This window comes from Marinomonas sp. (genome assembly GCF_039940335.1).
Taxonomy (GTDB): domain Bacteria; phylum Pseudomonadota; class Gammaproteobacteria; order Pseudomonadales; family Marinomonadaceae; genus Marinomonas.
This window is the reverse complement of record NZ_JBDVGW010000004.1, coordinates 17,804-39,026: the sequence shown is the minus strand read 5'-3', so window position 1 is coordinate 39,026 and position 21,223 is coordinate 17,804. Positions and strand designations below refer to the sequence as shown.

The 21,223-nt window shown below is 44.6% G+C and carries 23 protein-coding genes and 1 pseudogene; 12 read left to right on the top strand and 12 right to left on the bottom strand.

Translation table 11 applies throughout. The annotated features are described in order from the left end of the window. The first annotated feature begins 35 nt into the window (after window positions 1-35). Window positions 36-857: a peptidoglycan DD-metalloendopeptidase family protein gene (locus ABJF92_RS01685; protein ID WP_446814121.1), complete on the top strand. Its 822-nt coding sequence runs from the start codon at window positions 36-38 to the stop codon at window positions 855-857. A gap of 30 nt (window positions 858-887) precedes the next feature. Beyond that, complete coding sequence (gene rpoS / locus ABJF92_RS01680; protein WP_446814120.1) at window positions 888-1,889, top strand: RNA polymerase sigma factor RpoS; 1,002 nt, start codon at window positions 888-890, stop codon at window positions 1,887-1,889. Between the two features lie 75 nt (window positions 1,890-1,964). Here the strand turns inward: rpoS and ABJF92_RS01675 are convergent, their stop codons facing one another. Further along, window positions 1,965-3,380: an AhpA/YtjB family protein gene (locus ABJF92_RS01675; protein WP_446814119.1), complete on the bottom strand. Its 1,416-nt coding sequence runs from the start codon at window positions 3,378-3,380 to the stop codon at window positions 1,965-1,967. A gap of 270 nt (window positions 3,381-3,650) precedes the next feature. On the opposite strand from ABJF92_RS01675, the gene serB reads away from it, so the two are divergent. Further along, window positions 3,651-4,565, top strand: coding sequence for a phosphoserine phosphatase SerB (gene serB, locus ABJF92_RS01670; RefSeq protein WP_446814118.1), 915 nt, complete (start codon window positions 3,651-3,653; stop codon window positions 4,563-4,565). An 87-nt stretch (window positions 4,566-4,652) separates the two neighbouring features. Next, window positions 4,653-5,567, top strand: a complete 915-nt coding sequence (locus ABJF92_RS01665) for a LysR family transcriptional regulator (protein WP_446814117.1) — start codon at window positions 4,653-4,655, stop codon at window positions 5,565-5,567. A 78-nt stretch (window positions 5,568-5,645) separates the two neighbouring features. Here the strand turns inward: ABJF92_RS01665 and ABJF92_RS01660 are convergent, their stop codons facing one another. The 5 genes from ABJF92_RS01660 to ABJF92_RS01640 form a co-directional block, all read right to left on the bottom strand. Beyond that, the gene (locus tag ABJF92_RS01660; protein ID WP_446814116.1) at window positions 5,646-6,839 is read right to left on the bottom strand and encodes a molybdopterin molybdotransferase MoeA; all 1,194 of its coding nucleotides are present in this window, start codon (window positions 6,837-6,839) and stop codon (window positions 5,646-5,648) included. 3 nt (window positions 6,840-6,842) lie between these two features. Continuing rightward, complete coding sequence (gene moaB, locus ABJF92_RS01655) at window positions 6,843-7,382, bottom strand: molybdenum cofactor biosynthesis protein B (protein WP_446814115.1); 540 nt, start codon at window positions 7,380-7,382, stop codon at window positions 6,843-6,845. Between the two features lie 12 nt (window positions 7,383-7,394). Then, window positions 7,395-8,387 (bottom strand): GTP 3',8-cyclase MoaA, encoded by a 993-nt coding sequence (gene moaA, locus ABJF92_RS01650; RefSeq protein ID WP_446814114.1) that lies wholly within the window; start codon window positions 8,385-8,387, stop codon window positions 7,395-7,397. 143 nt (window positions 8,388-8,530) lie between these two features. After that, a complete protein-coding gene (gene queG, locus ABJF92_RS01645) occupies window positions 8,531-9,604 on the bottom strand; it encodes a tRNA epoxyqueuosine(34) reductase QueG (RefSeq protein ID WP_446814113.1) in 1,074 nt (357 codons plus the stop codon). 54 nt (window positions 9,605-9,658) lie between these two features. Next, window positions 9,659-9,919 carry a hypothetical protein gene (locus ABJF92_RS01640; RefSeq protein WP_446814112.1) on the bottom strand — a complete coding sequence of 87 codons (261 nt, stop codon included), beginning with the start codon at window positions 9,917-9,919 and terminating at the stop codon, window positions 9,659-9,661. Between the two features lie 422 nt (window positions 9,920-10,341). Here ABJF92_RS01640 and ABJF92_RS01635 point away from each other — a divergent pair, with 422 nt between their 5' ends. From ABJF92_RS01635 to ABJF92_RS01625, 3 genes are all read left to right on the top strand, one after another. Beyond that, the gene (locus tag ABJF92_RS01635) at window positions 10,342-12,054 is read left to right on the top strand and encodes an acetolactate synthase 3 large subunit (protein ID WP_446814111.1); all 1,713 of its coding nucleotides are present in this window, start codon (window positions 10,342-10,344) and stop codon (window positions 12,052-12,054) included. 1 nt (window position 12,055) lies between these two features. Continuing rightward, window positions 12,056-12,547, top strand: coding sequence for an acetolactate synthase small subunit (ilvN, locus tag ABJF92_RS01630; RefSeq protein ID WP_446814110.1), 492 nt, complete (start codon window positions 12,056-12,058; stop codon window positions 12,545-12,547). Between the two features lie 116 nt (window positions 12,548-12,663). Next, window positions 12,664-13,101 carry an Lrp/AsnC family transcriptional regulator gene (locus ABJF92_RS01625; RefSeq protein ID WP_446814109.1) on the top strand — a complete coding sequence of 146 codons (438 nt, stop codon included), beginning with the start codon at window positions 12,664-12,666 and terminating at the stop codon, window positions 13,099-13,101. Here the strand turns inward: ABJF92_RS01625 and ABJF92_RS01620 are convergent. From ABJF92_RS01620 to rpmE, 3 genes and pseudogenes are all read right to left on the bottom strand, one after another. Further along, window positions 13,098-13,982, bottom strand: a complete 885-nt coding sequence (locus ABJF92_RS01620) for a DMT family transporter (protein WP_446814108.1) — start codon at window positions 13,980-13,982, stop codon at window positions 13,098-13,100. The two genes, ABJF92_RS01625 and ABJF92_RS01620, sit on opposite strands and share 4 nt — an antisense overlap. Window positions 13,983-14,348: 366 nt before the next feature. Continuing rightward, window positions 14,349-14,435, bottom strand: a pseudogene (locus ABJF92_RS01615) (ribosomal protein bL36); the annotation flags it as partial. 2 nt (window positions 14,436-14,437) lie between these two features. Then, window positions 14,438-14,554 carry a 50S ribosomal protein L31 gene (rpmE, locus tag ABJF92_RS01610; protein WP_446814107.1) on the bottom strand — a complete coding sequence of 39 codons (117 nt, stop codon included), beginning with the start codon at window positions 14,552-14,554 and terminating at the stop codon, window positions 14,438-14,440. A 69-nt stretch (window positions 14,555-14,623) separates the two neighbouring features. On the opposite strand from rpmE, the gene ABJF92_RS01605 reads away from it, so the two are divergent. Then, complete coding sequence (locus tag ABJF92_RS01605; RefSeq protein WP_446814106.1) at window positions 14,624-15,544, top strand: diguanylate cyclase; 921 nt, start codon at window positions 14,624-14,626, stop codon at window positions 15,542-15,544. Window positions 15,545-15,587: 43 nt separating this feature from the next. Here the strand turns inward: ABJF92_RS01605 and ggt are convergent, their stop codons facing one another. Continuing rightward, a complete protein-coding gene (gene ggt, locus ABJF92_RS01600; protein WP_446814105.1) occupies window positions 15,588-17,348 on the bottom strand; it encodes a gamma-glutamyltransferase in 1,761 nt (586 codons plus the stop codon). A gap of 208 nt (window positions 17,349-17,556) precedes the next feature. On the opposite strand from ggt, the gene ABJF92_RS01595 reads away from it, so the two are divergent. Next, window positions 17,557-17,952, top strand: a complete 396-nt coding sequence (locus tag ABJF92_RS01595) for an ACT domain-containing protein (RefSeq protein ID WP_446814104.1) — start codon at window positions 17,557-17,559, stop codon at window positions 17,950-17,952. Between the two features lie 12 nt (window positions 17,953-17,964). Here ABJF92_RS01595 and ABJF92_RS01590 read toward each other — a convergent pair whose 3' ends face one another. After that, window positions 17,965-18,489, bottom strand: a complete 525-nt coding sequence (locus ABJF92_RS01590; protein WP_446814103.1) for a TetR/AcrR family transcriptional regulator — start codon at window positions 18,487-18,489, stop codon at window positions 17,965-17,967. Between the two features lie 258 nt (window positions 18,490-18,747). Between ABJF92_RS01590 and ABJF92_RS01585 the strand changes: the two genes are divergently transcribed. The 3 genes from ABJF92_RS01585 (at window position 18,748) to ABJF92_RS01575 (ending at window position 20,611) form a co-directional block, all read left to right on the top strand. Next, window positions 18,748-19,116 (top strand): VOC family protein, encoded by a 369-nt coding sequence (locus ABJF92_RS01585; protein ID WP_446814102.1) that lies wholly within the window; start codon window positions 18,748-18,750, stop codon window positions 19,114-19,116. Between the two features lie 97 nt (window positions 19,117-19,213). Next, entirely contained in the window at window positions 19,214-19,909 is a 696-nt protein-coding gene (locus ABJF92_RS01580) for a cupin domain-containing protein (protein WP_446814101.1), read from the top strand. A 117-nt stretch (window positions 19,910-20,026) separates the two neighbouring features. Beyond that, entirely contained in the window at window positions 20,027-20,611 is a 585-nt protein-coding gene (locus ABJF92_RS01575; RefSeq protein ID WP_446814100.1) for a DUF938 domain-containing protein, read from the top strand. A 63-nt stretch (window positions 20,612-20,674) separates the two neighbouring features. Here the strand turns inward: ABJF92_RS01575 and luxS are convergent, their stop codons facing one another. After that, entirely contained in the window at window positions 20,675-21,187 is a 513-nt protein-coding gene (gene luxS, locus ABJF92_RS01570) for an S-ribosylhomocysteine lyase (RefSeq protein WP_446814099.1), read from the bottom strand. Between the last annotated feature and the right edge of the window lie 36 nt (window positions 21,188-21,223).

Here is a 21,223-nt window from a genome sequence, read left to right as displayed (position 1 = left end):
ATTGTAAGAGAGGTAAACGTATTTTAAGTTGGAGCGTGGTAAAAACACTGTTTTGCTCTAAAACCTACCGTATTGGTTGGGTCGCTTTAGCGTGTTTTTTGACGACGGCTTGTTCCTATGAAGTGCTGCATTACTCTTCGGGTAATAGCCCTACCAGCCGCTCAACTTCTTCTAGTCAAAGTGCGATTCCGAGCACCGGCTATCACCGGGTGAAAAGCGGTGAAAGCCTGTTTTCTATTGCTTTTCGCTATGGTTTAGACTACCGAGATGTGGCGGAATATAATCGCATCTCTTCTCCTTATGTGATTTATCCAAATCAGAAAATTCGTCTGTCAGTACCGACTAAGAGCGCTCAAGCTGAGCCTGAACTGGTGGCGAAAACTAGCCCAACGCGTGCAGCCAAGGCAACGACTCAAACACCAACGAAAAGTGCTAAAAAAGCGCCTGTAACCACGGTTACAAAAGCTACAAATACGCCTCAAAATGTTGCTTCATGGCATTGGCCTGTGGATGGCACTGTGACTCAGGGGTTTTCAAACGCTGGCGTAAGTAGTAAAGGTATAGACATCAAAGGCAAAAAAGGCGCGTTAGTTAAGGCCGCTGCTGATGGTGTAGTTGTTTATTCAGGTAATGGTTTGATTGGCTATGGCAATCTGGTCATAGTGAAACACAGCGATGTTTACCTTAGTGCTTATGCGTATAACGAAAGCATTCTCGTTAAAGAACAGCAGAATGTTAAAGCAGGGGACTCACTTGCTGTAATTGGAGGAAAAGGCAGTAACAAACCAGTGCTTCATTTTGAAGTACGCCGTGATGGTCAACCGATAGATCCGCTAAAAATTCTACCAAAAAAATAATAGCTAAAAGTTGGTATTTGAGGAGGCAGTATGGAGTTAACCAATATGGAAAAGGTAACCTCGGAAGAGTTGAATGCTGGTAAGTTTGAATTAGAGGGTAGTGAACAAGCTATTCTTGATGAAGAATCTGAAAATCAAGAATTTGAGTCCGCAGTAAATGCTATGTACAGCGATAACGCATCGACCAAAAGTCTAGATGTGACCCAGCTGTATTTAAGCGAAATTGGCTTTTCGCCACTGCTTAGTGCAGAAGAAGAAGTCTATTTTTCTCGCCTTTCTTTGAAAGGGGATGAGAAAGCCCGCAAGCGCATGATAGAAAGTAATTTACGGTTGGTAGTGAAAATATCACGCCGCTATTTGAACCGTGGATTGTCTTTATTAGATTTAATCGAAGAAGGCAATTTAGGACTTATCCGCGCGGTGGAAAAGTTTGACCCAGAAAGAGGTTTTCGCTTTTCGACTTACGCGACTTGGTGGATTCGTCAAACCATAGAGCGTGGCATCATGAATCAGACCCGTACTATTCGGTTGCCTATTCATGTGGTGAAAGAATTAAATGTTTACTTACGAGCCGCAAGAGAGCTGACCCAGAAATTGGATCATGAGCCGAGTGCAGAAGAAATAGCAGAAATGCTTGATCGTCCGGTAAAAGATGTACAAAAAATGCTGGGCTTGAATGAAAGAATAAGCTCCATTGATTCTCCTGTAGGAGGAGATGTCGATAATGGTAGTCTAGTGGATATTCTGGCTGACAACTTACATCAAGGTCCAGAAGAAGATCGCCAAGAAGGTGATGTTCTGCACAATATAGAAGGCTGGCTTAATGAGCTAAGTGACAAGCAGTGTGAGGTGATTGCACGCCGTTTTGGGCTTCGTGGACACGAACCCAGCACATTAGAAGATGTCGGCTCAGAGATAGGTTTAACGCGAGAGAGAGTACGACAAATTCAGGTAGAGGCATTACGTAAATTACGTCTTATTATGGATAAGAACGGCCTGTGTTTGGACGATGTGATACGCATCGAGAATTAATAGTCGAATAAGTGTTCGGCAGTGCTAAAAAAAGATCGCCCTAAGCGATCTTTTTTTATGGGTATCAAGAAAGTGCTAAACAACCGTTTTGCTCATTTCTTCTATGTGTTGTTGCACTTTTTGTTGGTACTTACCAGATAAACCTTTTACCGCATAAGCCATCATTTCTTCCTCATTATGCTCCAGAATTTCTGGCAAGCCTGTAAACACTCGATTCTGTATATGGGGTAGGGTGAAGACACTTTCGTTTAGTAACAGCACGTTGGTGCTTTGAGATTGTCTCAAGGCTTCAATTTCTGTTAAAAGCTCGCCCATATCATCGGCGATGAAATCATCTTGATGAACCATCTCGGCGGTTTTGCTATTACCCTTGTGCAACCCCAAGTGAAATTCAAGCGCTGGGGCTTCTTCATAAAGCTCTGTCGAAAGTAGCTGATTCACTAAGCCTAAGAAAAGCTGCGCTGTGCTCACGGCATTAAGGTATAGGTTATCTTCGCAGTCCGTTGCACTGTAGAAAATCATGATGCCATCACTTTTGTATTGCTTTACCTGACCAAGGTAAAGATCACTGGCTTGGAAAATGGCGCGATAAATGGGGGTGAGTAGGTTCGCAACCTGTAGCTCCGACATACTTTTATGCCATTCGCTTAAGTTCACTATGTCTATGTAGAGAACACAGCTGCGTTTTTTCGATTCGGCAAAAATTTCATCAAAGTTAATTTCAAACTGCGCTTTTTCGGGTGTTTGCTCTATTTCTTCTTTTTCTATTGCGGGTGGTGTCTGTGGCGTAAAGTCCAAGGCTTGCACCGATTCAATTTGCTGAAAGAGGTGTTTTACCTCTCGATATTTAGGCTGTGGAAGTGGAATGTCTTTATGGCCTTTTACTAAGCTTTCTAAGGCGTAGCTGGCATCGTTTATAGGGTTATAAAGCCAGCGAGTAATCAGCAATATTAGAATGGCCGCAATGGTGGTGGAGAAGATCGCTACGCCGATTAGCAAGTTATTAAGGTGCTGTAACGTCGCTTGGGCTGGGGTTTTATCCAAAGTGATCAGCACATGGCCGACAATTTCATCACGGAATTTAATACTGGAGCTGTAAATGCGTCGCTGATCACTTGGGCGATAATCTTGATCTGCAATTCGATTGGCTTGGCTGCTGTCTGCTTCCGCTAAAAGCTCATCTTTTTTATTAAAGACCCGAGCACTCAAAATATTTTCGTCAATAACCAGACGATTCAACAACACATTAAGGCTTAATAGGTCGTTAGTGAGAATGGATTGGGTGGCATTGAAAGCGGCTTGTGTGGCTAAACTGCTGCCCAACACTTCGGTTTGCTGGGTTAAGTAGTTCCCCAATGCATGGGTGAGGGTATATAAGAACAAGCAAACCGTAAGAACAATTAGTGCGATAAAGGTCGTGACGGTGACAGCGGCGGCGTTAACCTTGTCACGTAAAAAAACCATAAAACGACTTTCTTTCAATGCTCTCATTAATGTCCTGCAAAAACTCATCGGGATAAAAGGGTAATACAAAGCTAATAAAGGGTTAGCTGATTGTTAAGCCAAGCCAACATGGCTCACATTTTAAGTATACCTATCATAACGGCGGTTTTCTGGATTCTTTAAATTAAAACAGGCACTCATTGAATAAAATTTTACTGGACGCCTAGCGGCTTTTTCTAGCCCTGTGTCCACATTCCCTACTTTCATCTAAAAGGCGATTTGTTATAGTAGCTGCCATTATTGAATTAAGGAGTTTACATGTCTGCCCGCATTACTTTAATTGGCAACTTGAACGCTGAATTCCTCGAGGAATTTACCCACTGGTTAGCGTCAAATCACAGTGTTTCAGGCGAAAGTCGCTACCTAACCTCAACAGCGGCAGATGTCGCGGTGGTTGAACTGGTTCTAACCTCTGAAATTACTGATCTAAAACACTTGCAGCAGCAGCTCCTAGAGCGCTCGGATACCACAGGGGTTGATCATATTCTACAAACCCACAGTGTCGATATTCGTCGTGGCGGTGTGGCGGTGTTTGACATGGATTCTACCTTGATCAAAGCGGAAGTCATGGATGAGTTGGCCGTCGAGGCGGGTATTGGTGAACAAATTTCCCAAGTGACAGCCAGCGCTATGCGCGGCGAAATTGATTTTGTGGAAAGCTTTGTGCAGCGCCTGGCTTTGCTGGAAGGGTTAAGCAGTGAAGTCATGGATGGTGTGTATAAGCGCATTGTACCTATGGATGGTATCGCAAACCTAATGAAGGTCTTGAATCATTTTGGTTGGCATACAGCGATTCTATCGGGTGGCTTTACCTATTTCGCAGACCGTGTAAAAGCGGCTTATGATATGAGTGAAGTGCATGCCAATGTACTTGAAATTGTCGATGACAAATTGACAGGTAAACATCTTGGCCCGATTGTAGATGGCGAGCGTAAAAAGTATCTGTTATCAGAGATCGCTGCCCAACAGGATACAGATTGGTCTCAAACCATTGCTTGCGGTGATGGTGCAAATGATCTGTTGATGTTGAATCATGCGGCATTGGGTGTGGCCTTGCATGCTAAGCCTTTGGTGCGAAAACAAGCGCCTTGCCCGATGAATAATATGGGCTTAGATGGCATTCTGTATTTATTGGGCATGACGGCAGACGAAATTAACGTAGCGTTACGATAAATATTGTCAGATACCCCCTGCTTGGAAGAAAGCTTGTTATAATCAGCAGTCATAACAAGAAGAGCTTTCTCTTACTAGGGGGTATTCGTGTCAGAAATCAAACTATCTGATATAGATTTGAATCTGTTGCACATCTTACAAGTGTTAACAGAAGAGTTGAATGTCACCAAAGCGGCATTACGTTTGGATGTTTCTCAGCCTGCAGTAAGCCGTTCCCTCTCCAGACTTAGAGAAATTTTCGACGACCCGTTATTTGTTCGCACCTCCCATGGACTTTCTCCTACAGCGAAGACGCAATCGCTATCTCCTACTTTAGGCCAGACGCTACAGGCGTTAGAAAGCCTAATCCAGCCAAAAAACTTTGTCCCACAGACCAGCCAGCGCCGTTTTACGCTATCAACGACCGATTTTGGTATTTTGACTGTGCTTCCTAAGATCTTGGATCAATTTCGACAGCAAGCCCCGAATGCTGTGTTGGATGTGAAAGCTTGGAATGAAGACACGAGTCTCGACTGGGACAGCATGGATGTGGATCTCGCCGTGACTGTGCTATCGAAAGAACCTTCTAATAATGTTCATGCGACGCCTTTAAAAAGCGATAGGGTCGTATGTTTAGCAAGAAAGAATCACCCGAACACTCAACAAGGTTTGACCTTAGAGAGCTATTTAGCGGCAAGCCATGTGCAGGTAGTGTTAGGGCGAAGAGAGTACTTCGCCGTGGATAGAGAGCTCGAAAAAATGGGTGCAAAACGTCATGTGGCCGTGCAATTGCCCAATTTCGTACCCGCTGCACGAGTGGTAATGGACAGTGATTTGCTGTTAACCGTACCGGAATTGTTCGCTGCAGATATGGTGGCGACAGCGCCAGAACTTGAACTATTTGAATTACCTTTCTTTAACCGAACCTTTGACTATTCCATGATCTGGCATGAACGCTATCAACATGATGCGGCACATTTGTGGTTTCGCCAGTTACTGAAAGACGCTTTTATTGAAGCGTAAACCTAAACAACAAAAGCCCGGCATAATGTCATGAACCATTTGCTAGGCCTTTGTTTAAGGCGGCGCGATCTGTTTGTGTTAGAACTCACTAAAAGGGTAAAAGTCGTACTCTTTCCCTTCTTCGATCCGTTCTCCTGCCTTGATGTGTAAATAACCAAGACTTTCACAAGCCGCTAATAGCGCCCCAGAACTTTGTTGGCGATGAGCAATTGCTGAACCTTTTTCATCCATAGAAACGCGAATGAATTCATCGCGACCAATGCTTTTGTTACGGCTAAAGCCTGCTGTGACCGGGTAAGCCTTTGGTCGTGCTGTTTGCTGACCAGCACTGGCGGCCAGTAAGGTGCGAGCAAACCAGTGGAAGGTCACCAGTGTGGAGCTTGGGTTACCCGGTAATCCCAAGAATGGCACGCCGTTGACGCTAGCATGCACTAAGGGTTTGCCGGGTTTAATGGCGATTTTCCATAAATGCAATTGGCCGAGTTGTTCAAGGCATTGGGTCACATAATCTTTCTCGCCTACTGAGACGCCCCCAGAAGATAAAATCACATCACATTCTTGGCTAAGCTTTGTTAGAGCGTCAAGGGTTGCTTGCTCTTCATCTTTTACATGCAATGCACATGTAACTTGATAGCCTAATTGGCTGACGAGAGCTTGCAGCATAGGGCCATTGGAATTGTATATTTGGCCTGCTTCAAGCGTATGGCCTGTTGGGACAAGTTCATCCCCTGTGGTTAAAATTCCTACTTTTAAGGGTTGGTAAACGCTCACTTTCGTGAGGCCTAGGCTAGATAATAATCCAATGTGCATGGCTTTTATCTTGGTACCCGCACGTAGCACAGTTTGGCCGATGGACATATCTTGCCCTCGGGGGCGAATATTGTCATGACGCTTAGGCTGCTGAGCAAATATCACCCCTTGTTCAGTGACTTGAGCATTTTCCTGCATGATGACCACATCGGCACCAGCAGGAATGTTGGCACCGGTAAATATGCGTGCGCAACTGCCCGCCTGTAGAGGGTCTGGTGCACTGCCTGCGGCAATGTATTGGCTGACAGACAGAGCTTTGTCCGCCTGCCAATCTTCATATCGCAAGGCATAACCATCCATCGCACTGTTGTCACAAGGAGGGACATAACACTGAGCAAGGACGTCTTCACAAAGAATCCGATTTAAAGCATTACCTAGTTCGCAGTTTTCGGCTTGAACCAGCGTTTTGCTGCTTTCCTGTAGGCTTTTTAGGGCCTCTTCAAAAGGCATGAGTGGTGGCACAGCTTAGACCTCATGTAAAGGTGAGATATAAGGACCAATTAGCATGCTGACAAAATTACAAGGACGATGAGAAGCGTCCAATTGCTCTGCTAAAATGCCATTCCAAGCTGTCTTACAAGCCCCTGTTGATCCCGGCAGGCAGAAGATAAGCGTTTGGTTAGCGAGTCCAGCGACAGCACGAGACTGTATGGTTGAGGTGCCGATTTCTTGATAAGAGATTTGTCTAAACAGTTCACCAAAACCTTCAATGTTTTTATCAAACAAGGGGGTCATGGCTTCTGGGGTGCTGTCTCTAGAATAGAAGCCTGTACCGCCTGTAATTAACACGACATGCGTCTCTGTGCTGGCGATCCATTGGGACACCACAGCACGCATTTGGTAAACATCGTCTTTAACTATTTGTCGTTCGCTAAGCTGGTGGCCTGCATTCTGCAAAAGCTCTACCAGAGCATCGCCAGAAGTATCTTCGGCAAGAGTACGAGTATCGGAAACGGTTAATACGCTGATTTTTAAAGGGCGAAAAGGGGTTTTAACTTTGCTCATAGGGGTCCTTTGTTAGCCTCCAGTTGCGCTCATAAATCGCAATATTTGTGGGGCTTCATCGAGGTTAAAATGATGTTTTTCAGGCTTGAGTGTCAAAGCCTCAATAATCGCCTCTTGCAGTGTGATGTTTGACTGCGCTTGTCGAATATAAGGCTTCAAATCTTTGGAGTGTTCATTGCCCAAACACAGTAATAACCGACCTTCTACGGTTAAACGCACGCGGTTACAAGTATCGCAAAAGTTATGACTGTGGGGCGAAATCACACCAACACGGTGGCTATGGCCGGCCACTTGATAATAACGAGTGGGGCCGCTGGTGGTGCTGGTGCTGGGGGTTAATTGGTAATGTTGACTTAAATCTTGGATGACTTCGTCGCTGGATTTGTAGGTGGCCGCTCTATCGTGGTCACTAATATGGCCCAATGGCATTTCTTCGATAAAGCTAATGTCCATGTTGCGCTGAAGAGCGAAATCCGTCAGAGCAAACAGCTCATCATCGTTGTGATTTTTTAAAATCACACTGTTAATCTTTAGGCGCTTAAAAGGTAAAGAGGCCGCTTTCTCAATACCTTCGATTACTTGTTGGAATTTGTCTCGACGTGTGAGAGTGAAAAAACGCTGAGGATCAAGGGTGTCTAAACTGATGTTGATACGAGACACCCCCACATCAAGTAGGTCTTGAGACATTTTATAGAGCTGTGAGCCATTGGTGGTAATGGTTAACTCTTCCAGTCCTGGTGTTGATGCGATTTGCTCGAGTGCCCAAAGAATGTTCTTGCGTACTAAGGGCTCACCACCGGTAATACGAATACGTTTGGTGCCCATGGCTATAAAGGTTTTGGCGACTTGCACGATTTCTTCTAAAGACAAGATGTCTTTTTTCGGCAGAAAACTAACATCTTCATCCATACAATAGGTACAACGAAAATCGCATCGATCTGTAACTGATATGCGTAAATAGTCTATTCGGCGACCAAATGGATCAATGAGCTGTGAGTCGTGCAAAAAAATACCTCATAGGTTGGATCACCATCAAAGCAAAAAAATGCCAATTTAGCAAAGTCATGATGGTTAATTTGAACATTTAGCCGCTGATTAGTTCCCAGAGGTATTAAGGTCGGGAGGAATTGCCTGCTTTTTGGAGGACGTTATTTGTGCTGCTGTGCAATGGCCCAGTCAACATGTTCTTTTACCAGCTCTGAGGCATCGTTGGATGCGGCTTGTAAACTGTTCATGACGCGCTCAGAAAAAGGGGCATTACCCAGTGCGACCGCAAGGTTTCGGCGCCAATTTTCATAGCCCGTACGACGAATAGGGGAGCCTTCAGTATTTTTAAGGAAGGTCGCTTCATCCCATTCAAATAAACTGACCAGATCTTCCGAATCAAGGTTATGACGTGGTTGAAAGTCGTCTTCCTTGGTGTATTTGGCAAACTTTGTCCATGGACAGACCAGCTGGCAGTCGTCACAGCCAAACACTCGGTTGCCCATTTTACTGCGCAGTTCTACGGGGATGGGGCCTTTGTGTTCAATGGTCAAATAAGAGATGCATTTACCCGCATCCAGTACCCAAGGTTCAACAAAGGCATCGGTTGGGCATTGGGTGAGACATGCGGTACAACTGCCACAGTGACGTGTTTGGGTTGGTTCGTCCACCGGCAGTGGAAGGTTGGTGAAGATTTCCCCCAGTAAAAACCAGCTGCCTGCTTTGGGGGTTAATAATAGGGTGTTCTTACCTATCCAACCCATGCCGGCTTGTTCGGCCATTTGTCTTTCTAAAATAGGCGCACTGTCCACAAAGGCTCGATAGCCATGAGAACCCACTTGTGTTTCTATCTTTTTGGCCAATTGTGTCAGGCGTTTACGGATCAGCTTATGATAATCACGGCCCAAAGCGTAACGAGCAATATAAGCTTTGTCTTTGGTGGCAAGGCGTTTTACGGTCTCGACGGATTGAGGCAAGTAGTGCATCCGCAAGGAAATAACGCGTCGTGTGCCTGGGTGTAAGTTGGCTGGCTGAAAGCGTAACTCTGAATGGTTGGCAAGGTAATCCATGCCTGCGTGGTAACCTTTTTCTAACCATTGCTCGAACTGGGGACGATATTGCTCAAGTTCAGGTTCCACAATGCGTGCTTCGGCAAAGCCAAATTCTGTGGCCCATAGCTTAATGTCGCTGGCTAGTTTTTCGAGGTCTGCACTGGTAGATAAAGATGGGGGAAGCAAAACAGGTACCAAAATAGGCTTGGCTAGGCGAGGGTGTCGCCTAGCTCAGGATGATCAGTAAAGCAGAGAGTCGCCTTTCACCACATCCATTAGCAATTTAACGAACATGCGGTCCGCTTCTGTGTGGTTCTCTTGGATTTTAAGTGTGGTTTGGTTAGAGACCTCTTCCGCAATGCGTTCATAAGCATTTGGCTCATTGATATTTTCTTTAGCAATGCGTACCAATTCCCCTGCTAATTCTGGATCCATCAGCATTTTTCGGAAACAGCGCAAAAATTCATCAATAATACGATGTTGATTGAGCTCAGTGGCCATTTTAAAACTCCTAGTCAAATAATCTTGCTATGACACCATGAAGTGTAGGTTAGAGCAAGTTTTATCATTGTTTTCCAAGGCGGGTGTTGACAATATTTTAGGTAAGCTCCAGAATATTAAAATATTTTCGGCGCTACCCTGTCGATTACGTCCTTTTAGGGGCCATCAGCCCTCTCAATCAGATGCAATCTGATAAACACAAGTATTGAAAAGCGTGATGTTTGCCTTTTGATACTTCCCCTCGCGAAAAGACGCGGGCAGTGTAAAAACTGCGATTTCTTGCGTTTGAGTGCCCTTAATTTCAGGTTACCTCATTAGTTTTAGCAAACTTCGTTCTACCAACTTTAATCTGCCTAGCTTATACGGTTACAATAGAGCCCATACAGTGTGCAGACAGAATAATATAATAGAGGCGAAATAAGGTGGAGTTATTATCCGGTGGTGAAATGATTGCTCGCTTCCTTAAAGATGAGGGAGTTGAATATATCTATGGTTATCCAGGTGGTGCCGCACTTCATATTTACGATGCTTTGCATCGTCAATCTGATGTAAAACATGTGCTTGTTCGTCATGAACAAGCTGCGACGCATATGGCAGATGGCTATGCGCGCGCAACAGGTAAAGCGGGTACGGTACTGGTGACTTCAGGTCCTGGTGCAACGAATACCGTGACTGGTATTGCAACTGCTTACATGGATTCGATTCCAATGGTGGTTATCTGTGGTCAGGTCATGAGCTACCTGATCGGTGAAGATGCCTTCCAAGAAACCGATATGATCGGGGTTTCTCGTCCTATCGTAAAGCACAGTTTCACGGTTAAGCACCCTTCAGAGATCCCGATGATCCTGAAAAAAGCCTACCATATTGCTAGCTCTGGTCGTCCTGGTCCAGTGGTTGTTGATGTACCAAAAGACATGACCATGCCGGGCGAGAAATTTGAATACAAATACCCAGAATCTGTGTCTTTGCGTTCTTACAATCCGCCAAGCAAAGGCCACAGTGGTCAGATCAAAAAAGCAGTTGAGTTATTACTCGCGGCTAAACGCCCAGTTATCTATGCAGGTGGCGGCGTGATCATGGGTGATGCCTCACCACTGTTAGTGGACTTAGCGAAAAAATTGAACACGCCTGTTACCAATACTCTAATGGGATTGGGTGGCTTTCCGGGAACGGATAAGCAGTTCGTTGGAATGCTAGGCATGCATGGTAGCTATGAAGCGAATATGACCATGCACCACAGTGATTTGATTCTTGCCGTTGGCGCGCGTTTTGACGACCGTGTCACCAATGATCCAGACAAATTCTGCCCTGGGGCAAAAATTATTCATATCGACATTGACCCTGCTGCGATCTCGAAAACCATTCGTGCAGATGTGCCAATCGTTGGCCCTGTGAGCCAAGTATTAGAAGAAATGCTGTCTTTGGTCGAAGGCCAATCTCCTAATAAAGAAGCACTAGAAAACTGGTGGAAACAAATTAATGATTGGCGTGCTGTGCACGGTGGCCGTTATGACACCAGCAGTGAAAAGATCAAGCCACAAGCAGCGGTTGAAGCCTGCTGGCGTGCTACCAAAGGTGATGCCTTTGTTGCTTCTGATGTAGGTCAGCACCAAATGTTTGCGGCGCAATACTATAAGTTTGACAAGCCGAATCGCTGGGTAAACTCTGGCGGTCTAGGCACCATGGGCTTTGGTCTACCAGCAGCCATGGGCGTTAAAATGAACTTTCCTAAAGAAACCGTTGTGTGTATCACTGGGGAAGGCAGTATTCAAATGAACATCCAAGAGCTTTCGACTTGTTTGCAATATGGCTTACCAGTGAAAATCTTGTGTTTGAACAATGGTTACCTTGGCATGGTTCGCCAATGGCAAGATATGAACTATGAGGGTCGTTACTCCAACTCATATCTAGACTCTTTGCCAGACTTCAAAGTACTGATGGACGCTTACCGTCACAAGTACGTTGAAATTCGTGGTAAAGATGAGCTGGATGCTAAAATGGCGGAAGCGTTTGCAATGGAAGATCAATTAGTCTTCATCAACTGCTACGTAGACCCAGAAGAGCACGTTTATCCAATGCAAGTGCCTCGTGGCTCTATGCGCGATATGTTCTTGAGCAAAACGGAGCGAACCTAACATGAGACACATTATTTCTGTATTAATGGAAAACGAGCCGGGCGCTTTGTCTCGCGTTGTTGGTCTGTTTTCTCAGCGAAATTTTAACATCGAGTCACTTAACGTAGCGGCGACCGACGATCCAACACTATCACGTTTAACGCTAACCACTTATGGTTCAGACCAAGTGGTTGAGCAAATCACCAAGCAACTGAATAAGTTGATTGATGTGGTGAAATTGGTGGATTTGACAGAAGGTCAGCACATTGAGCGTGAAATGATGTTGGTGAAAGTACGTGCTACTGGCGCTCAGCGCGCTGAAGTTAAGCGCACGGTGGATATCTTCCGTGGCAACATAGTAGATATGACACCTTCTATTTATACTGTCCAAATCGTAGGTGAGTCGGATAAGTTAGACGGTTTCCTACAAGCATTAGGTGGCGCGCACTTACTCGAAGTTGTACGTACCGGTGTATCGGGTATAGCTCGAGGCGAGAAGGTATTAAGCCTGTAAGCTTGAGCTGATAGTGTTATGCCAAAATGCCGCTAAGAAGCAATTCTTAGCGGCATTTTTATAAGTAGCTTGAACCCCTTGGATCCCATGAAAGCAAATAAATTGAAGGAGCGATTGTGGATAGAATAGACCTAAAACTGATCAAGGCTTTAGAACAGAATGCGCGGATGACGTACGCTCAGCTCGGTAAACTGGTGCATTTGTCTGCGCCAGCGGTCACGGAACGAGTGCGCAAGCTAGAAGAGCAAGGTGTCATTGCCGGTTACCATGCTATGGTCAATTTAGAAAAAGTTGGCGTGCCGATTACCGCTTTAGTGGAATGCGAAGTGTATCGAACGAAAGAACGAGAGTTCAAAGCCTTGGTGTTGAGTCTTGAAGAAGTGATTGATTGCTATAATGTAACGGGACCTTCCGCTTTTATGTTACGTGTTGCCGTGACATCCATGTCTAAGCTTGATGAGCTGCTAGAAAGGCTCATTGATTTGAGTGACACACGTACCATGATGGTGCTCGCACAGCCGGTAAAGCGCGGTATGCCACTCAATATAAACTAATTCATTGGCGCAGCTTGGTCTGTCACTTTCATTTGCTTGGTTGGCCACTGGCTTGCCATCATGCCTACAAAAATAAAGGCACAACCTAATAATTCTCGATGGGAGAGAGTTTCATTCATTAATAACCAACCACCTATGGCTGCAAATACGGCTTCAGTCGATAAGATCAACGCAGCCGAGCTTGGCGCGACATTCTTTTGTCCTAAGGTTTGCAGTGAGTAGGCAATGGCCGATGAAGCTATGCCCGCATAAACCAGAGGTAACCAGCTTAATTTAATAGCTTGCCAAGTTGGTTGCTCGAAACTGAGTGCCATCAGCCAAGATAAAGCTGCCACAATGACTAATTGCACGATCGAAAAACTAATAATTGGTACTTTTCGAGAGTAGTAGCCCACCACTAATACATGCCCTGCCCAAAAGAATGCGCCGATCAGTTCTATACCATCGCCTTTTTGAATGCTTAAGTTTGGCCCTACTGTCAGCATAAATAAACCAACCAATGCCAGGATAATTCCAAACCAGGTATTACGGGCAATTTTATGCTTTAGAAATAAGCCCGCAATGGGAACAAACAGCATGTACATGGTGGTGATAAAGCCGGCATTTGCCGCGGTGGTATAAAGCAAACCGACTTGTTGTAGGGTCGCGCCCAGAAACAACACTAGACCTGCAATGGCACCAGCCTTAAGGGTTAATGATAAGTCAGCCCTTCTATGCCTTTCGAAAAGATAGGCCAGAGGCAACATGGAAAGAGCGGCTAAGGTAAAGCGCGTTGCGTTAAAACTATAGGGACCTAACAAATCCATACCGACGCTTTGCGCGACAAAAGCAAAACCCCAAATTACTGCTGTAAGCCATAAAAAACCATGTGAGATTGTCATTGTCTATCCTATTGCAAAACAGAGTGCCAAAAAGCAGCACTTCAATAGGGAGAGAATTTTAGGGAGAAAAGTCTTTGAGCAACAGATAAATAAAAAGGGATATAAAGGTAATTGCTTTGGAAAGATAAGATTTTGTTGGTTTTTACTTTTGATTCGAAGGTGATGACCTTGCTTCGATTGGTGTGGCTTTATTTTGGGCTAAGTAGTGAGCGTTATCGAGCCTTCTTAGCTTTTACTAGGACAGGCACACCTAGAACCCAGCGATATGGGTGATAGTTATACCGGTTCGAGTATTTTTGGCGAAGCCAGATAAGACTATTTTCGACCTTTGCTCTGTACCGCTTTAAAGCGAGGATTGGATTTTCAGATCACGTAAATACGGCCTCTGCGTCTAACCACTTGGGCATCTGGATGAGGTAGTTTGGCGCTTTTTAATGAACTGAGCACTTGCATGGTTATTTTTTCTGACGCTTAAAGCGTTTATTGAATTTGGCAATACGACCCTCTTTTTGCGTAACACTTTGCTTACCAGTATAGAAAGGGTGGGAAGTACTGGACACATCTAGTGTCATGTAAGGGTAGCTTTCATTGGGTATTTATTTTAGTTTTAATGCACCTAGACTTAATAAGAGTTCATACTTATGGTGCAATCCTATGAGTTTCTAAAATGTGTTCTTGATTCGATCCAAGACCATATTGTGGTGATTGATAACACCGGAGAAATTCAGCTTGTTAATCGTAGTTGGGCAAGTTTTGGTGAAGAAAACGCTTGTACAGTCAAAATAGATTGGCAAGGGATGAATTACTTAGATGAGTGTGACAAAGCGGCTAATAAGGGGGATGAGTTTGCGCAGATGGCGGGAGCCGGTATTCGCTCCGTGATTGCAGGGCAAGAGCCAGCGTTTTATTACGAGTATCCTTGCCATAGCCCAGAAGAAAAGCGTTGGTTTATGATGCGAGTCACACCTTTTGAAGTGACTCAGCATCGCTATTTTGTGGTTGCTCACCAAAACATCACCGAAAGAAAGTTAGCGGAAAAAAGAGTGCAAGCTTTGGCTCGTATGGATGGCTTAACGAATGTTCCTAATCGCCGCACCTTTGATGAGTTTTTTAAGAGCGAATGGCAGCGATGTTTAAGACTAAAAAAACCGATTAGCTTAGCCATTATTGATTTGGATTTCTTTAAGTTAGTTAACGATACCTATGGTCACCAAGCAGGAGATGATTGTCTAAGACAGGTTGCAACATTACTCAGTCGTTACGCCAAACGCCCTAGCGATATTTGTGCAAGATATGGTGGTGAAGAGTTTATTATACTCTGGGCCGATCAACCTCTTGATCAAGCAAAGCGTCTTTCGGAGGATATTTTATATGAGCTCGGCCAACTTAAAATTGACAACGTGAGTTCTAGTGTTGCCGCCTATTTGACAGCAAGTATTGGTGTCGCGCAAATGTTTCCGGATCATCAAAATCATATGAGTGTTTTACTTGAAAGAGCCGATCTAGCCTTGTATCAAGCTAAAGATGAAGGGCGAAACAGAGTTAAGCTGTTTGCCCTCTAAAACCTTACGACAGCGTGCTCTACTAGGACACGCCGTTATTGTATTAGTCTCCTAGTACCAAACCTTCACGTCTTGGATCTGCACCCCCCAGTAGCTGGTTGTCTTCGACGATAATTCCTTGAATGCCTGAGTTTAGGTCACGCACAGAGACCTTAAAACCCATTTCAGTCAGCGGTTCTGCAAAAGCCTCGGCACTTGAACCCTCTTCGATATCATAAGTACCAAAGCGGTTAAGCATGTTTGGCAGCGAGATGGCTTGCTGAATATCCATGCCCCATTCTAAATGTGCGATGAGGGTTTTCGCGACATAACCAATGATGCGTGAGCCACCGGGAGAACCTACGACAAGGTAAGGAGTGCCCTCTTTCATCACTATGGTTGGTGACATAGAGGAACGAGGGCGTTTACCCGGCTCTAAACGATTGGCAATTGGGTAACCATCTTGAAAAGACTTAAACGAGAAATCGGTGAGTTCGTTGTTCAACAAGAAACCATTACTCATCACGTTGGAACCAAAGCCATTTTCGATGGTGGTCGTGACAGACACGGCATTGCCATCTTTATCCACAATTGAAATATGGCTGGTGGAAGGCAATTCAATGGCGATGTCGTCTGCTTGAGCAATCGGAAAGCGCCATTGGGGTGCACCCGGTGTCACTGACTCTAAAGCTTTGCCGGGTGTGATGAGCTTAGCGCGTTCTGCAAGGTAGCTTTTATCGAGAAGGCCTTGTGGCATAGGTACATAATCCGTGTCGGCCATATAGCGGCCACGATCCGCAAAGGCTAAACGGGACGCATCCCCGATAATCTGCCATGCCTCAGGGGAGTTTGGCCCCATCTCTGCCAGATTAAATTGCTCTGTAATCCCCATAATTTGGCCCACGGTTAGAGCGCCGGAGCTCGGTGGACCCATGCCACAGATATCAAATTGTTTGTAAGGTAAACACACTGGTGTGCGTTCTTTCACCTTGTAGTTTGCAAGGTCTTGCTCAGACAGAACACCGGGGTTATCCCCAATACCTTGCACTTTCGCCACTATGTCCTTCGCAATTCTGCCTGTGTAAAACTCTTCTGGACCATAGGTGGATAAAAGATTCAGCGTTTCGTAATAGGCAGTATTAGTTAGCTTAGTGCCCGCTTCTCTAGGCGTGCCATCGTGATTGAAGAAATAGGCTTTGGTTTCTGGGTAACGAGATAATCGCTCCGCACTGCCTTTGATCGATTCTGCTAGGCGTGGTGAAACAACAAAGCCTTCTTGAGCAAGCTGAGCAGCAGGGGCTAGTAAGTCTTCCCAAGGCAAAGTGCCGTAGCGGTCATGCAGTTCGCCCATTAATTTTACGGTTCCCGGAGTTCCTACAGAACGGCCGCCCACAACGGCGGTGTAAAAAGATAAAGGTTCACCTTTTTCGTCCTGAAAAAGTTCTGGTGTTGCGTCCATTGGTGCGGTTTCACGACCATCGAAGGTAGTGAGTTGTTTTTTGCTGGCGTCATAGTAAACAACAAAAGCACCACCGCCCAAACCGGATGATTGGGGTTCTACTAAACCTAGGGCCATTTGTACGGCAACGAGTGCGTCAATAGCGGTACCACCAGCCTTTAGAATATCGTAGCCGGCTTGGCTGGCGACTGGATTTGCGCTCGCCACCATGTAGTTTTTGGCTTTGATTAATGCTTGCGCTTGAAGACCTGTTGACGCTTCCGGGGCAACCGAGTCTGCAGCCTGACCTACTGCGAATAAACTGGTACTAATCAGATAGAGAGGGGTGATGGCAAGTAACTTACGCCATGTTGGAATTTGAAACATAATGGCTACCTTTATCCTTGTGGCATTTAATGAATACTCATACATGTAATCACACTATAGGGGGCGGGAAAATGCTAGAACGCGACAAGATAGTTAGAAATGTTTTGTTATGTGAAAGTGTGGAGATGTTGATTTTGCGCTAAGCCACAAGTGACGTACTCTTGGTTTACTTGGGCATCTTTGAATTTAATTTGAAACGGTAGTGGATATGTCGGGAATAAAAGCGTTAGAAACCTTATTGGCTTCTATGGAGCCTGCTTTAAAAGAGACAGACTATGTATTTTGTACTGTGGATGGCTCAGTAAGTGAGTATGTGTCATTAAATCCCATAGGCATTTTTTGTGAAGAAGAAGGCGTCACCTTGGTACTGGAAAAAACCATGGCAGAAGAGGCTGACTTTGCTTTTAGCGGAACTTTTAAGCAAATCACTTTGACGGTACATTCGAGTTTAGAAGCGGTGGGGTTGACCGCGGCCATCTCAAATAAATTGGCAAATAAAGGCATTAGTGCCAATGTGATCGCAGCTTATTACCATGACCATATCTTTGTTCCTGCAGACAAAGCGGATGAGGCATTGGCAGCCTTAGGAGAGTTCAGTGTGTAGGTGTGTTATTACTCAAATATCACTGGTGACTAGTTTGAAATAGCTGTGGTCATTTAGAGCCTTGCTTATCATCATTGCCCCTTCTAACAGGCTTACTGTTGTAATAGCCGCTTGGGTTGGGTTCTCTGATCCTAGTGCTCTATGCGCTGCTGTTAGCCAAGTAAGGTTTTTATTAAAAAAGCGCTGAACCTCAACTTGTACCTTCTCTGGCAAACTTTCATTCTGCGCGCCTAGTAAGCCACAAAGACACATTTTGTTGTCTTCTAATAAAGCATTGCGGAAAATATTAGTGTATACGTCAATAGGGTTGTCGCCCTTTTCCATGATGTCACTTATGTCTCCTAAAGCCTTCATGAAGGCTTCCGTATATTGATGGGCAACAGCTGCACCCAAATCGGCCTTGGTTGGAAAGTGGTAATGCACACTCGCACTTTTAATGCCGATTTCTGTGGCTATTTCTCGAAAGCTAAAGTTGCTATAGCCACCTTGGCGCACTTTATCTTCAGCAATGTTTAATAACTTTTCGCGGTTGCTCATTGTCATCATCCTACGTATATCCTTTCAATTATCTTATAGCGCCTATCCCTTTACAAGAAAATCATCTTTTTCGAAAACTTAGGACAATAAATAAATAAAAATTTAAATGACATAAAAACAATAGCTTAGGTCGTATTAAGAGATTTATAGGGCCGTTATAAAAATATAATTATTGACTACCTATCGGTAGGTAGTCAATAATTCTTGAGCTCGATGTAGGGCACTTTATAAATAATTTAATAATGTTAGGAGTTAGTGATGATTGGATACACAACAATAGGCTCGAAAGATTTAGATAAAGCCGTAGAGTTTTATGATGCTCTGTTGGGCTTGGTTGACGGTAAAAGATTGATGGAAATGGATAGAATCAAATTCTATGGAACCGATGCGGGTGGTGCTATGTTGGCGGTTTGTACCCCGCATGATAATCAACCTCAAAGTTCTGGAAATGGCCAGCAAGTAGCGATACCGGGTGGCTCTATTGAAGGTGCTCAAGCACTTTATAATAAAGCAATTGAGCTAGGAGCGACTGATGCTGGTGCGCCTGGACAACGTTTTGACTTTTTCTACGGTGCTTATGTGTATGATTTAGACGGCAATAAACTGTGCTTTTTCCACATGTCCTAATGTGTAATTTGTGCTTCCTTAAGGTAAGGCATAACCTTTTCTTGCCTTAAGGGAATATCGTAAGTAGATGTATCTATGATTTTATTTGGGAGTTTACATGGAAACTTTAGCCAATTTTGATCAGCGCGTAATTGTACACAGTGCCGAACTTGAGTGGATACCTTCCCCGACTCACGGGGTAGACAGACGCCCTTTAGATCGTGTGGGAGGAGAAGTTGCCCGCGCTACCAGTATTGTCCGTTACGCAGCGAACAGTAAATTTCCTGCTCATGTGCATACAGGAGGCGAAGAGTTTTTGGTGTTAGAGGGCGTGTTTCAAGATGAACATGGTGATTTCCCTGTAGGCTCTTATATACGAAACCCTCCTCAGTCTAAACATCGGCCTGGTTCAGCGGAAGGTTGTGTGATCTTTGTGAAACTATGGCAGTTTCAACCGGAAGATCGCACCCACGTTAGGCTACAAACCCAATTTATGGCCTCTGTTCCTCATCATGATCACCCTGGTGTGTCGATGACACCTTTATACAAAGATACAATGGAAGAAGTTTTCCTATTGCAGATTGAGCCTAACGGTGAATTCGCTATGCCTCTCATTGAAGGTGGCGAATTATTGGTTTTAGGTGGAGAGTTAACGGAAAGTGATGATGTGTTGGTTAAGCACTCTTGGTTGCGTTTGCCAATAGATAGCCAATTGGATCTTAAGGCTGGGAATGAAGGTGTAAAAGTATGGATAAAAACTGGATATTTGGCGGATGTTGCTGCACAAATTGAGCGAGTTCAAGCGGTTATTTAAGTCTCCTTGAGCCTATCGAATTTAGTAAATTACAAGGTTTCAACGTTGCAAGCATTGTTAATTTTCATACGAAAGGTAAAGATAAAAAGCATATTCAATAGAGACTGAGCGATCCATATGAGTAAAGGCTTTTCTATTTCATGTGAAAGAAATCAACAACCGATTCTTGAGCAGCTAACTAAGTGGTTTAAAGACCGTCAACAAGTGCTCGAGATTGGTTCTGGCACTGGCCAACATGCGGTATTTTTTGCAAAACACTTATCGCATCTCAATTGGCAAACCAGTGATATGCAGGAGAATCATCCGAGTATTAAGGCATGGCTAGCGGAAGCTGAGTTGCCGAATGTGAGCGTCCCAGTGGTGTTTCACCTAGGTAAAAACGATTGGCCAGATGTAGACGCCGATGCTGTCTTTACCGCCAATACGACTCACATTATGCAAAAACACGACGCTAAGCTGATGATGCAAACCATAGGTAAGCATCTAAAGAATGGTGGGATTTTTTGCCAGTATGGGCCAATGAATATTGACGGTGAATACACCAGCGAAGGCAATCGTCAGTTTGATCAGCATTTGGCAGAAAGTGGTTGCGGCGGTATTCGGGATATTACCGAACTTAAAGAGTGGGCTGAAAATATGCAGCTGGTGGCGCAAATTAACATGCCTGCCAATAATTTTTTGTTAGTATGGGAAGTGATTTAATCTAACTTCCATGAAAAAAGGGTGTCCAACATGGACACCCTTTTTCATTTCTTTAAGCTTTGCTTAGCTGTGTTCTTTTAGGAACTCTTCGCTCAAGTAAAGCTCTTCATTGCTGTTCACCTTAACATCGCGGTCTAAAATCATTTGGGCGATTTTTTGCGCTTCTTCAAGGGAGTGCATTTCGTATGTACCGCATTGGTATTCGTTAAGCTCAGGAATGTCGTTCTTTGCTTTAACGCCTAATACATCTTGCATTGCTGCTTTCCATGCTGAAGCCACTTGGCCTTCTGCTGGTGTACCAATCAGGCTCATGTAAAAACCTGTACGACAGCCCATTGGTGAAATATCGATGATTTCCACTTGGTCGCTGTTTAGGTGGTCACGCATGAAGCCGGCGAATAAATGCTCAAGCGTGTGAATACCAGTTTCCGATAAAATCTCTTCGTTTGGAATGCAAAAACGTAGATCAAAAACGGTGATGTCATCACCTTTAGGGGTCGACATGCTTTTGGCAATACGTACCGCTGGAGCGTCCATTCTGGTGTGGTCTACACGGAAGCTATCTAATAAAGGCATGGTTTTCTCCAAGAATATTTATGAGTTCAATTTTGC

Coding starts and splice junctions, on each gene's coding strand:
- rpoS (WP_446814120.1), top strand. CDS start 888: ATGGAGTTAACCAATATGGAAAAGGTAACCTCGGAAGAGTTGAATGCT.
- ABJF92_RS01675 (WP_446814119.1), bottom strand. CDS start 3,380: ATGAGAGCATTGAAAGAAAGTCGTTTTATGGTTTTTTTACGTGACAAG.
- serB (WP_446814118.1), top strand. CDS start 3,651: ATGTCTGCCCGCATTACTTTAATTGGCAACTTGAACGCTGAATTCCTC.
- moaB (WP_446814115.1), bottom strand. CDS start 7,382: ATGAGCAAAGTTAAAACCCCTTTTCGCCCTTTAAAAATCAGCGTATTA.
- ABJF92_RS01640 (WP_446814112.1), bottom strand. CDS start 9,919: ATGGCCACTGAGCTCAATCAACATCGTATTATTGATGAATTTTTGCGC.
- ilvN (WP_446814110.1), top strand. CDS start 12,056: ATGAGACACATTATTTCTGTATTAATGGAAAACGAGCCGGGCGCTTTG.
- ABJF92_RS01620 (WP_446814108.1), bottom strand. CDS start 13,982: ATGACAATCTCACATGGTTTTTTATGGCTTACAGCAGTAATTTGGGGT.
- rpmE (WP_446814107.1), bottom strand. CDS start 14,554: ATGACACTAGATGTGTCCAGTACTTCCCACCCTTTCTATACTGGTAAG.
- ABJF92_RS01605 (WP_446814106.1), top strand. CDS start 14,624: ATGGTGCAATCCTATGAGTTTCTAAAATGTGTTCTTGATTCGATCCAA.
- ggt (WP_446814105.1), bottom strand. CDS start 17,348: ATGTTTCAAATTCCAACATGGCGTAAGTTACTTGCCATCACCCCTCTC.
- ABJF92_RS01595 (WP_446814104.1), top strand. CDS start 17,557: ATGTCGGGAATAAAAGCGTTAGAAACCTTATTGGCTTCTATGGAGCCT.
- ABJF92_RS01590 (WP_446814103.1), bottom strand. CDS start 18,489: ATGAGCAACCGCGAAAAGTTATTAAACATTGCTGAAGATAAAGTGCGC.
- ABJF92_RS01585 (WP_446814102.1), top strand. CDS start 18,748: ATGATTGGATACACAACAATAGGCTCGAAAGATTTAGATAAAGCCGTA.
- ABJF92_RS01580 (WP_446814101.1), top strand. CDS start 19,214: ATGGAAACTTTAGCCAATTTTGATCAGCGCGTAATTGTACACAGTGCC.
- ABJF92_RS01575 (WP_446814100.1), top strand. CDS start 20,027: ATGAGTAAAGGCTTTTCTATTTCATGTGAAAGAAATCAACAACCGATT.
- luxS (WP_446814099.1), bottom strand. CDS start 21,187: ATGCCTTTATTAGATAGCTTCCGTGTAGACCACACCAGAATGGACGCT.